The 12,040-nt window shown below is 27.9% G+C and carries 14 protein-coding genes and 1 riboswitch; of the genes, 10 read left to right on the top strand and 4 right to left on the bottom strand.

Annotated features, from left to right (window positions below; all coding sequences use genetic code 11):
- The first annotated feature begins 48 nt into the window (after positions 1-48).
- From J2Z53_RS10545 to J2Z53_RS10505, 9 genes are all read left to right on the top strand, one after another.
- On the top strand, positions 49-606 hold the full coding sequence (locus J2Z53_RS10545; RefSeq protein ID WP_209797455.1) for a hypothetical protein: 558 nt from the start codon (positions 49-51) through the stop codon (positions 604-606).
- A 235-nt stretch (positions 607-841) separates the two neighbouring features.
- Positions 842-1,318, top strand: a complete 477-nt coding sequence (gene agaV / locus J2Z53_RS10540) for a PTS N-acetylgalactosamine transporter subunit IIB (RefSeq protein ID WP_209797454.1) — start codon at positions 842-844, stop codon at positions 1,316-1,318.
- 66 nt (positions 1,319-1,384) lie between these two features.
- Positions 1,385-2,152, top strand: a complete 768-nt coding sequence (gene agaW, locus J2Z53_RS10535; protein ID WP_209797453.1) for a PTS N-acetylgalactosamine transporter subunit IIC — start codon at positions 1,385-1,387, stop codon at positions 2,150-2,152.
- A complete protein-coding gene (locus J2Z53_RS10530) occupies positions 2,142-2,999 on the top strand; it encodes a PTS system mannose/fructose/sorbose family transporter subunit IID (protein ID WP_209797452.1) in 858 nt (285 codons plus the stop codon). Before agaW ends, J2Z53_RS10530 begins: the two co-directional genes overlap by 11 nt.
- A gap of 220 nt (positions 3,000-3,219) precedes the next feature.
- A complete protein-coding gene (locus J2Z53_RS10525) occupies positions 3,220-3,948 on the top strand; it encodes a GntR family transcriptional regulator (RefSeq protein ID WP_209797451.1) in 729 nt (242 codons plus the stop codon).
- A gap of 75 nt (positions 3,949-4,023) precedes the next feature.
- Complete coding sequence (locus tag J2Z53_RS10520) at positions 4,024-5,187, top strand: SIS domain-containing protein (RefSeq protein ID WP_209797450.1); 1,164 nt, start codon at positions 4,024-4,026, stop codon at positions 5,185-5,187.
- 25 nt (positions 5,188-5,212) lie between these two features.
- A complete protein-coding gene (gene agaF, locus J2Z53_RS10515) occupies positions 5,213-5,653 on the top strand; it encodes a PTS galactosamine/N-acetylgalactosamine transporter subunit IIA (RefSeq protein WP_209797449.1) in 441 nt (146 codons plus the stop codon).
- Positions 5,654-5,685: 32 nt separating this feature from the next.
- On the top strand, positions 5,686-6,543 hold the full coding sequence (locus J2Z53_RS10510) for a tagatose bisphosphate family class II aldolase (protein WP_209797448.1): 858 nt from the start codon (positions 5,686-5,688) through the stop codon (positions 6,541-6,543).
- Positions 6,544-6,568: 25 nt separating this feature from the next.
- Complete coding sequence (locus J2Z53_RS10505) at positions 6,569-7,888, top strand: class II D-tagatose-bisphosphate aldolase, non-catalytic subunit (RefSeq protein WP_209797447.1); 1,320 nt, start codon at positions 6,569-6,571, stop codon at positions 7,886-7,888.
- A 131-nt stretch (positions 7,889-8,019) separates the two neighbouring features.
- Here J2Z53_RS10505 and J2Z53_RS10500 read toward each other — a convergent pair whose 3' ends face one another.
- The 3 genes from J2Z53_RS10500 to J2Z53_RS10490 form a co-directional block, all read right to left on the bottom strand.
- Positions 8,020-9,534: a 4Fe-4S dicluster domain-containing protein gene (locus J2Z53_RS10500; protein ID WP_209797446.1), complete on the bottom strand. Its 1,515-nt coding sequence runs from the start codon at positions 9,532-9,534 to the stop codon at positions 8,020-8,022.
- A gap of 252 nt (positions 9,535-9,786) precedes the next feature.
- On the bottom strand, positions 9,787-10,158 hold the full coding sequence (locus tag J2Z53_RS10495; RefSeq protein ID WP_209797445.1) for a NifB/NifX family molybdenum-iron cluster-binding protein: 372 nt from the start codon (positions 10,156-10,158) through the stop codon (positions 9,787-9,789).
- Position 10,159: 1 nt separating this feature from the next.
- Positions 10,160-10,528 (bottom strand): ArsR/SmtB family transcription factor, encoded by a 369-nt coding sequence (locus tag J2Z53_RS10490; RefSeq protein WP_209797444.1) that lies wholly within the window; start codon positions 10,526-10,528, stop codon positions 10,160-10,162.
- 136 nt (positions 10,529-10,664) lie between these two features.
- Positions 10,665-10,783: riboswitch (FMN riboswitch) on the top strand.
- A 122-nt stretch (positions 10,784-10,905) separates the two neighbouring features.
- Between J2Z53_RS10490 and J2Z53_RS10485 the strand changes: the two genes are divergently transcribed.
- Positions 10,906-11,493, top strand: a complete 588-nt coding sequence (locus J2Z53_RS10485) for an ECF transporter S component (protein WP_209797443.1) — start codon at positions 10,906-10,908, stop codon at positions 11,491-11,493.
- Between the two features lie 126 nt (positions 11,494-11,619).
- Here the strand turns inward: J2Z53_RS10485 and rimI are convergent, their stop codons facing one another.
- Positions 11,620-12,039, bottom strand: a complete 420-nt coding sequence (gene rimI / locus J2Z53_RS10480) for a ribosomal protein S18-alanine N-acetyltransferase (RefSeq protein ID WP_234925841.1) — start codon at positions 12,037-12,039, stop codon at positions 11,620-11,622.
- Position 12,040 lies beyond the last annotated feature (1 nt).

Below are 12,040 nucleotides of genomic sequence, written 5' to 3'. Positions count from 1 at the left end.
AATGATACAATAACTGTAATACAATTCAAAGGGTAAGGGGATTGGGAAATGAGATATGTTGCTTTAGTTATTTTATTATTATCAATTATGTTTTTATGTATTTTTACATTTACAATTTTTATTAATAGAAAGAATAGTGTAAACAAAAACTTAAAAATTACTATTATGATGATGACAGTTACTTTACCTATAATTTCTTTAGTAGGAGGGACATTATTTTTAACTTTTAAATTAGTTGAAGTAATAATGCCTATAAATATTTCAACTTTTAATATTTTTATAATTTCCATTATTGGAGTGTTTATTATATTTATTTGTGATTTAGCAAGTAAACAATTATTAGCAACACTAGCACCTATTATTTTTGCAAATAAATACAAAAACGAAAATTTAAATGAAAAAGAAATTATGGAAATAATTGAAGAATCACAAAAAAAAATAAATATAATAACGTTAATAATTATGTTTATTATTACTTGTATTTTATATATGTTAATAATGAAAATTATAGATGTAGATTTTAATTTAATATTTCTAACTATAATTTCTTTATCAAATTTAATATGTTATAGAATTTTCTTTAGAAGATCAAAATTAATAGAATAATAAATAATTTTAAATTTAAAGATGCAATTTTTTATTGCATCTTTTTTTTGTGCTTGGAATATTTAATGATATTTATAAATAATAATAATACTAAGAAAAATTAATTTAAATAATCTATAAAATATAAAAAAGGAAAATATTGACATAAAGTTAAAAAACACTTACACTTAAATTAAAAAGTAAATTTTTTACAAAAGTTAATTTAAAATTATAGAAATTTATGGAGGTGTTCGTTATGCCAAATATATTATTAACAAGAGTAGATAACAGATTAATTCATGGACAAGTAGGGGTAACATGGGTAAATCACTTAGGAGCAAATCTAATTTTAATTGCTAATGATGAAGTTTCAAAGGATAAAGTACAACAAAGTTTAATGGAAATGGTTTTACCAGATGCAATACAAGCAAGATTTTTTTCAATTGATAAAACAATAAAAGTAATTCATAAAGCTGCTGATAGACAGAAGATTTTTTTAGTTTGCAAAACACCACAGGATGTTTTAAGACTTATTGAAGGTGGAGTTCCAATAAGTGAAGTTAATATTGGAAATATGCACTTTAGTGAAGGAAAAGAACAAGTTTCATCAACTGTATCTTTAGATGATGATGATAAAAAAACAATAAGAAAAATAATAGATCTTGGAGTTAAGGTTGAGGTTAGAAGAGTTCCAGATGAAAGGGTAGAAATAGATATAGAAAAATTTGTTTAATTAGTTTTCATTTTTAATTTATTTCATATATTTATAAAAATTAAATAAAGGGGAGGGTGTACTAAAATGTTAGTAGAAGCGCTATTAATTGCTATTTGGGCAGGTATTGCGGGTATAGACATGTTTAATGGATTAACTCACATACACAGACCAATAGTAACAGGACCTATTGTTGGACTTATACTTGGAGATATGACAACTGGACTTATTGTAGGAGCATCTCTAGAACTTGTATGGATGGGAATGGTACCACTTGCTGGTGCACAACCACCAAATGTTGTTATAGGAGGAATAATTGGAACAAGTATTGCAATTTTAACTAAACTTGATCCACAAGCTGCAATTGGAGTAGCAGTACCATTTGCAGTAGCAGCACAGGCTGGAATAACTTTATTATTTACAGCATTTTCACCTGTCATGCATAAGGCAGATAAATTTGCTGAAGAGGCCAACACAAGTGGAATTAATAAAATAAATTACTTTGGAATGATAATTCTTTTTATATCTTACTTTATTTGTGCATTTTTACCAATATACTTTGGAGCAGACAAAGCAGCAGATATAGTAAATATGATTCCAACAGTTATAATTGATGGATTAGCAGTAGCTGGAGGTGTTATGCCAGCTATAGGATTTGCAATGCTTCTTAAGATAATGCTTAAGAAAGAATATGTTGCATTCTTAATAACAGGATTTTTATTAGTAACTTACTTCAAGATTCCAATATTAGCTCTTGCTTTAATTGGATTATGTATAGCACTTTATGATTATTATTCAAAGAGTAACCAAGAAGCAAAAGTTGTAGTAAAGGAGGAGTATGAAGATGGCATCTAAGGTAGAATATAAAAATGCAAATGTAGATACTACATCAGAATTAGGATATAAAAATGCTAGCACTGAAAAAGTAATAAATAAAAAAGATCTTAATGTTATGGTTTGGAAATCATTATTCCTTCAAGCTTCATTTAACTATGAAAGAATGCAAGCCTGTGGATGGTTATATGGTTTATTACCAGGACTTAAAAAGATTCATACAAATAAAAAAGACCTTTCAGATGCAATGAAAGATCACTTAGAATTTTTCAATACTCATCCATTTTTGGTTACCTTTATAATGGGACTAATAATTGCTATGGAAGAGAATAAAGAGGATAGAAATACAATTAGAGCAATAAAGGTTGCAACAATGGGACCTTTAGGAGGAATTGGTGATGCATTATTCTGGCTAACAGCTCTTCCAATATGTGTTGGAATAGGAGCTTCTCTTGCAAGTCAAGGAAATGTTGCAGGTCCAATAGTATTTTTAGTTTTATTTAATGCTCTTCATTTCTTCTTAAGATTCTTCTTAATGAAATATGGATATAACACTGGAGTAAAAGCTATAACAAACTTAAAAGAGCAAACTAAAAAGATTTCACATGCTGCATCAATAGTTGGATTAACAGTTGTTGGTGGACTTATAGCTTCAATGGTTAATTTAAAAACTACATTAGTTATAACAGCAGGACAAGCAGAAGTAAAACTTCAAGAAGGAGTTTTAGATGCTGTAATGCCAAATATTTTACCATTAGCTTATACTTTCTTAATGTATAAATTACTTAAGAAAGGTAAATCACCTGTTATGTTAATAGTTGTTACAGTTGTTTTAGGCATATTAGGAAAGGCATTTAAAATATTATAATTTTTATAATTTAAAAAATAATTAAAATTTTGGATCTATAAAAAATTTTTTATAGATCCTTTTTATTTTCTTGGTAATTACCAGTCTAAAAGAAAATTTAATTTTTTATTGCATAATAGAGTTAATATTGATTATAATTAAATAAAAGAATATTCTATTTTAGAATTTTTCATATATTTGTATTCTTCTCATAAATAAAAAAATAAGGCGGTAATAACAAGTGAAGGTAATAGATAAAAATTCTAAGATACCATTGTATTTACAGTTAATGGATATTTTAATAGAAAAGATAAATTCAAGTTTAGGAGAAAATGAACAATTACTTTCAGAGAGAGAAATTTGTGAAATTTATGATGTAAGCAGAACAACTGTAAGGCAAGCATTAGATGAACTTGAAAGAGATGGTTATATATATAAAGTTCATGGAAAAGGAACTTTTGTAGCACCAAAGAGAGTTAATCAAGATTTAGTTTCATTTTATTCTTTCACTGAAGAAATGAAAAAAATAGGTAAAAAACCTTCTTCAGAAATAGTTAGTTTTGAGATTATAGAAGCTGGTGAAAAATTATCAAATACATTTAAAGTTTCAGAAGAGGACTTAATGTATAAAATTATAAGAATAAGAAAAGCAGATAATATACCAATGATGTATGAAATAACATACTTACCTTTTAGTAGATTTGAAAATTTAACTAAAAAAGAATTAGAAGAAAGCCCTATGTATGATATTTTTAGGGATAAGTATAATACTAAATTAACTTTTGCAGAAGAATACTTTGAACCTATACTAACTAATAAATTAGAAAGTATATATTTAGATATTCAAGAAGGGGATCCAAGCTTAAAGATAGAAAGATATACTTTAGAAAATACTAGACTTATAGAGTATACAATTGGAGTAGCTAGAGGGGATAAATTTAAATATAGGGTTCAATTAAAAAATAGTTAATAATAAAAAAATATAAATAAAAAATTTTTAAAATTACTGGTAATTACAACATTATCAGTTGTAGGAGGTATTAAAATGATTTTTGGATTAACAAAGGAAAGATTAAGAGAATTAGGTGCAACATTTACAGCTACAGAGATTAGGCAACAACCTAAGCTTTGGAGAGAAACTTATGAAATAATAAGTGAAAATAAGGATAATATTTCAGAATTTTTAAATAAAAATTTAGATAGTAATACTAGAATAATTTTAACTGGTGCAGGAACTTCAGATTATGTTGGGGATACTATATATCTTGCTTTAGCTAAAATGCTAAATACAAGAGTGGAAGCAATAGCTACAACAGACTTAGTATCAAATCCTCATGAATTTTTAGAAGAAGACACTAAAACAATATTAGTATCTTATGCAAGATCAGGAAATAGTCCTGAAAGTGTTGGAGCCTATAATATATTCCAAGAGAATGTAAAAAATATATCACAACTGGTTATTACATGTAATAAAGATGGACAACTTGCTAAGAAGGCAGAAGAAAATGATAATACACTTTGTTTATTAATGCCAGAAGAATCAAATGACAAGAGTTTTGCAATGACAAGTTCCTTTAGTTGTATGTTACTTGCAAGTCTTTTAGCATTTGATATTGAAAATTTAGAAGAAAATAAAAAATATGTTGATGCAGTAGCAACTCAAGGAGATTTTATTTTAGATAATAATTTTGAAGATGTTAATGAATTAGTAAATTTAGATTGTAAGAGAGTTGTTTATTTAGGATCAGGTGCTTTAAAGGGATTATGCCAAGAAATGGCTCTTAAAAATTTGGAATTAACTAGCGGAAGAATAATTACAGTTTGTGAATCAGTTTTAGGATTTAGACATGGTCCAAAATCAATTATTGATGATAATACTTTAGTAATATTTATGAATTCAATTAATGAATATACAAATCTTTATGATATGGATTTAATTAAAGAAATTCATGGAGATACAGGAAATCATAAATTAGCAGTAATTAGTTATAAGAAAAATGATGAATTAAAATCACTTTGTAATAAATATTTAGAAATAGATGGACAAGATATTCCAGAAATTTATACAGTTTTTAATTATATGTTATTTGGTCAAATGTTTGGATTATTCAGTTCATTACATCTTGGAATTTCACCAGATAACCCAAGACCAGATGGAACTGTAAATAGAGTGGTAAAAGGAGTAATAATACATCCATATAATAAATAATTATTAAAGAAAGGGAGAGTTTTTTATGGTAGGGATAATAGTAACAGGACATGGGGAATTTGCAAAGGGAATGTTAAGTTCACTTAAATTAATAGCAGGAGAACAAGAAAATTTAATAGGTGTAAATTTTACAGCTGATGATAACACTGAAACTTTAGAAAATAAACTTAAAGAAGCTATAAGTAAACTTAATTGCAATGAAATAATAGTTCTTTCAGACTTAGCAGGAGGGTCACCTTTTAAAGTATCTGTAGTTTTAAGTCAAACTATTAAAGACAAGAAGATAAGAGTTATTTCAGGAACTAATTTAGGAATGATACTTGAAGTGTCATTATGTAGAGATGGTATGGAAGTAGATGAACTTATAGAATTTGCAAAAAATTCAGGAGTTAATTCAATAAAACCTTTTGATGTAATTAAAGAAGATGAAGAGGAAGAAGAATTATACGAAATAGATGGAATTTAAAAAGATTATTAATAGGAAGAGGGTAACATAAAATGGGAAAAATTTTATCAACAAGAGAAATGTTAAAAAAGGCGCAAAGGGAAGGATATGCAGTACCTGCATTTAATATACACAATTTAGAAACATTACAAGTTGTAGTAGAAACAGCTGCAGAACTTAAATCACCAGTTATTTTAGCAGGTACACCATCAACAATAAATTATGCAGGTGGAGAATATATTGTAGCAATGGCTGAAGTTTCTGCAAAAAAATATGATATTCCAATAGCAATACATTTAGATCACTTTGAAGATAAAGAGGCTATAAAACATTATGTAGATATTGGATTTAATTCAACTATGATAGATGCATCACATGAAAGTTATGAGAATAATATAAAAATAGTTAAAGATGTTGTTAGTTATGCTCATAAATATGATGCAACAGTTGAAGCTGAACTTGGAAGATTAGGTGGACAAGAAGATGACTTAGTTGTAAATGAAAAAGATGCAATGTACACTAATCCAGAACAAGCAAGAGACTTTGTTGAAAAAACAGGTATAGATTCTTTAGCAGTTGCAATTGGAACTGCTCATGGTTTATATAAAGGAGAGCCAAAGCTTGACTTTGATAGATTAAAAGAAATAAGAGAAGCTGTTGATGTTCCATTAGTATTACATGGTGCATCAGATGTTCCAGATGAATTAGTAAAGAAGGCAATTTCCTTTGGAATATGTAAAGTAAATGTAGCTACTGACTTAAAAATACCATTTTCAGATGCTGTAAAGAAATATTTTATAGAAAATCCAGATGCTAATGATCCAAGAAAATATATGACACCAGGAAAGGCAGCTATGAAAGAAATAGTTAAACATAAAATAATGGTATGTGGAAGTAATAATAGAGCTTAATTTTAATTAAAGAGGTGAAAATTATATGGTCCATCCTATTACAGATATTGTAAAAAGGTATAAAAATGGAGAACATGCAGGAATATTTTCAGTATGTACTTCAAATCAATATGTTATAGAAGCTGCAATGAGTAGATTAAAGGATGAAAACATGTATCTTTTAATAGAATCAACAGCAAATCAAGTAGATCAATTTGGTGGATATACAGGAATGAAACCAAAGGATTTTATAAACTATATATATAAATTAGCTAAAGATAATAACTTCAAGGAAGATAGAATAATTCTAGGAGGAGACCATTTAGGTCCGCTTACTTGGACTAATTTAGATCCAGAAGTTGCAATGGAAAATTCTAAAAATTTAATAAGAGAGTATGTTCTTGCAGGATTTACTAAAATTCATATAGATACAAGTATGCCAATAAAGGGAGATATGGAATCTGGAAATTTTGGAGATGAGATAATAGCTAAAAGAGCAGCTACTCTTTGTAAAGTAGCAGAAGATGCGTATAAAGAATTATTAAAGGAAAATTCCAATGCAATTCATCCTGTTTATGTAATAGGTAGTGAAGTTCCAATTCCAGGAGGAGCACAGGCTGAAGAAGATAAGGAAGATGAAGAAGGTATTTCAGTAACTAAAGTTATAGATTTTAAAAATACATTAGAAACATTTAAAGCTGCTTTTAAGGAAGCTGGTGTTTATGATGCCCTTCAATATGTAGTTGGAGTTGTTGTACAACCTGGTGTAGAATTTAGTAGTGATTATGTTTGGGAATATAATAGAGAAGCTGCAAAGGATTTAACAGAAGCTTTAAAAGAATATGATGATGTAGTTTTTGAAGCTCATTCAACAGATTATCAAACTCCAGAAGCTTTAAAAGAAATGGTAGAGGATGGATATATAATCTTAAAAGTTGGACCTGCTTTAACTTTTGGTTTTAGAGAAGGAGCTTTTGCTTTAAATGAAATGGAAAATGAATTATTAAAATATAATCCTAATTTAGAATTATCTAAGTTTATAGATGTTTTAGATTTTAACATGGTAAAAGAACCTAAGGATTGGATAAAACATTACTCTGGAAGTAGTGAAAAAATTAAATTTGATAGGAAATACAGTCTTTCAGATAGATGCAGATATTATATGCCTAAGGAAGATGTAAATTTTGCATTAGAAAAGATGCTTGATAATTTAAGTAAGGTTGAAATTCCTATAACATTAGTTAGCCAATATATGCATACTCAATATAAAAAAATAAGAGATGGCAAGTTAGAATTAAACCCAAAGGAGCTATTAAAAGATAGAATTGGTGAATATATAGATGATTATATATTTGCAGTAAAATAAAGAGAAAAAGGAAAATGAACTTTTATAAGTTTCATTTTCCTTTTTTGTTAAATAAATTTAGATATTAAAGGATTTTACATAAAATAATAAATTCATATAATATAATTTATGTTTTAAGTTTTATTCTTATATTATTCTTTTGTTAATAAGTCAAGATTATCTAAATATTCACTTTCAAAAGCAAGTTTCTTTTTAGCTTCGCTAGTATATTTCTTTACTAATGTACTGGATTTTGGTACTGCTTGTAGGGTACCTGCACCAGCAACACATCCACCAGGACATGCCATACCTTCAAGTAAATATCCATTACGCTTACCTGCTTTTGCAAGAGTTAGCATAGTTCTGCAATTTTTTAATCCTTCAGCAGAGTCAATTAAAACTTCTTTTTCAGGATATTTGTCATTTATACATTGTTTTATAGCGTTAGCAACTCCACCGCTTACAGCAAATCCTCTACCATTTGAAGTTCCTTCTTCAAATGGAGTATCAGCTTGTAATTTAGACATATCAATTCCTTTAGCTTCAAACATTCCCATAACTTCTTCAAAAGTTAGAACAAAGTCTATATCACTACGAACACTTTTTCTGCTAGCCTCTAATTTCTTCGCAGCACAAGGTCCTATAAATACAACTTTTGAATTAGGTTTTTGTCTTTTTATTAATCGACCAGTTAATACCATTGGAGTTAAAGCCATAGAAATGTATGGTTTAAATTCAGGAAATAATTTTTTAGCCATAACAGACCATGCAGGACAACATGATGTAGCCATAAATGGTTGTTCCTTTGGAACCTTAGCTAAGAAATCTTCTGTTTCTTCAACTGTACATAAGTCAGCACCTACAGCAACTTCAACTACATCAGAAAATCCTAATTCCTTTAAAGCAGCTTTTACCTTTTCAGGAGTTACAGTAGGACCAAATTGACCAACAAAAGCTGGTGCAATTGCAGCAATAACTTCTTCTTGTGTTTTCATTGCGTGTATTATTTGGAATATTTGACCTTTATCAACTATAGCTCCAAATGGACAATTTACAAGACACATACCACAAGATACACATTTGTCATAATCAATTTCGGCACGACCAAATTCATCTGATTTTATTGCATCCATACCACAATTTTTGGCACATGGACGTTCTAGTTTATTAATAGCACCGTAAGGGCAAACAGTTTGGCAGCGTCCACACTTAATACATTTTTCTTGATCGATATAAGATTTACCATTTACCATACTTATAGCATCTTTTGGGCAAACTTCCTTACAAGGATGTGCTAAGCAACCTTGACATGTATCTGTAACAACTACTTTCTTCTCTGGACATGCATTACATGCAAATTTAATAATATTAATTAATGGATCATCATAATATTTTTCAGCAATTGCACTTTCATTAATTCCTCTACTTAATGGGGCATGTTCATCCATTTTACGTAGGGGAAGTCCTATACCTAAACGTAAACGCTCACCGATTATAGCTCTTTCTAAAAATATGCTATCACGGTAAGTTGCTCTTTCTCCAGGTAAAATTTTAAAAGGTAGTTCCTCTATTTTACTTGCATAATCTCCACCTTCATAAGCAAGGCGGGCTATCTCAGTAAATACTTTTCTTCGTATATCTGTTACTGAATTGTAGATTCCTCTCATCACATATCACCTCAGTATATATTATTCAGTATTTATTATAACTTATAAATTAAAATTTGTAACAAAAAAATATAATTAAATAATTATATTTTTTTGTTAGTTTTTATTAGCTTTTATTATAAATTTTCAAGTTAATTTAATAAAATAAAAAAATACCTTTTATAAAGTAAAAGATAATTTTTATAAAAAGAATTATTAATTTTTTTAAATATAGAAAAAGAAGTGAATTAAAAATCCACTTCTTTAATATTTTTAGTGATGACCACAATTATGACCAGTGCATGAATTTGAAGGATTAAATTCCACTAATTTGTTATTTGAAAATAATTCTATATTTTCTTTTAATGAAGTATTTTCTGCTCTAAATACTTTAACACCCATAGAATTTAATTTGTTTATAGCACCAGCTCCTATTCCAAGTACAAGAACTACATCAATATCAGCGCCACCTATTGCTTTTATTGGTTGACATTTTCCATGTTCATGATTTAAATCTCCGTTATTAATAGGAGTAACTTCATTATTTTCAGTGTTTACTACTAAGAAAAATGGAGCAGAACCAAAGTGATTGTAAGGAATACTTTCTAAACCATTATTTTCTTTTACAGGAATACAAATTTTCATTTTAATTTCCCCTTTCACAATTTGAATTATTACATCTTTTTTTACAATTTTTCTTTCCTTCACAATTAAAGTTTAAGGAATTGAAATTATTTAGTACATTAATATTAGGATTTTGAAGGTTACTTATAAATTTTATTAATTCATTTAATGTGTTATGGTTAACTGAATAATGAATGAAATATCCATTTTTATATCCTTCAACAATACCTAATTGTTTAAGTATTTTAATATGCTGAGAAACAGCTGCTTCAGATATATTAAGATGTTTAGATATACCTTTTGCGCACACATTTTTTCTAGCAAGTAAAAAAAGTATTTTTAACCTAGTTTCATCTCCTAAGGCTTTAAAAAGTCTTACTATATTATCCATAAGTACCTCAAAAAATTTTTAATTAAGTAATTACTTAATTAAATTTTACTCCTTTTAATATTATATTGCAAGTATTTAATAAAACTATATTGACTATTTTAGTTTAAAATGTTAACATTTACTTGTAAAATTAATAAAATATCTTCAGGGCGGGGCGCAATTCCCCACCGGCGGTAAAGCCCGCGAGCTAAGTTTTTAGTATGATTCGGTTAAACTCCGAAGCCGACAGTATAGTCTGGATGAAAGAAGGTAACATGTTAGTAATTGTAATTTAGAATTTTTACGTCCTGATATATTTGTATGTATCGGGATTTTTTATTTTAAAATTACTAATACTTACCCACCAAAGGAAGATAATTTGGGGGAGGAATTAAAAAATGACATCAAATTTAAACAAAATGGTTAAAGTCTCATTATTAACAGGTATTGCATTTATACTTATGTTCTTTGATTTTCCAGTATTACCAATGTTTCCATGGCTTAGAATTGATTTAAGCGATGTGCCAGCACTTATGGGAGCATTTGCTTTTGGACCACTTGCAGGAATTTTAATTGAATTTTTAAAGGTTACAATGAATTTCTTATTACAAGGTAGTTCAACTGGTGGAGTTGGAGAACTTGCAAATTTTATTATTGGAGCATCATTTGTTGCACCAGCTGCATGGATTTATTTAAAAAATAAATCAAAGAAAACTGCTATTTTAGGAATGATAGTTGGTGTGGTAGTAATGGAGGTTATAGGAATAATAGCTAACGTTTATTTTTTATTACCTGTTTATGGTATGAAAATGGCTCCTGAAGCTCTTATGCAATATGTGACAATAGGTCTATTACCTTTTAATGGAATTAAGGGAATATTAGTATCAGGACTAACATATGTTTTATACAAAAAGGTGTCAGTATCTATTTTTAAAGTTGAACCAAATTTTGAAGGAAATAAAAATCATAAGGAAAAGATAGCTTAGTAGCTACAGATTTGAAATAATATAATTTGAAATTTTATATAAAAAAAAGCAAAGTAATAAACGATTAATAAGTAATATAATCTTAAGATTTTTACTTAGTTTATTATTTTGCTTTTTAAATTTATTTTATTTATGTAACCACATTATATTTGCAGCTTCTTTAGGATTTTCATAAAAGTTTTTTCTCAAACCTTCACTAATAAATCCAAATTGTTTATAAAGATTAATTGCAATTTCATTTGATTCTCTAACTTCTAATGTTATATCTTTGCAATTATTTTTTTCTAAATCTAAAAGTAATGTTTCCATTAGCTTTTTTGATATGCCTTGTCCTCTGAAATTAGGATGTACAGCTACATTAGTAATTTGACCTTCATAGGCAATTATCCATGCACCAGCAAAACCTATAACTTCATTATTAATTTTACATATAATATAAGTAGCGAATTTATTAGAAAGCTCCTTTTCTATAGAATCTAAGCTCCAACTTTCTTTAAGACTTAGTTTACCAACCTTATAGACACCTTCAATGTCTTCCTTTTCCATT

It is taken from the genome of Clostridium moniliforme, assembly GCF_017873235.1.
GTDB classification, from domain to species: domain Bacteria; phylum Bacillota; class Clostridia; order Clostridiales; family Clostridiaceae; genus Clostridium; species Clostridium moniliforme.
This window is presented reverse-complemented; position numbering and strand designations above follow the sequence as displayed.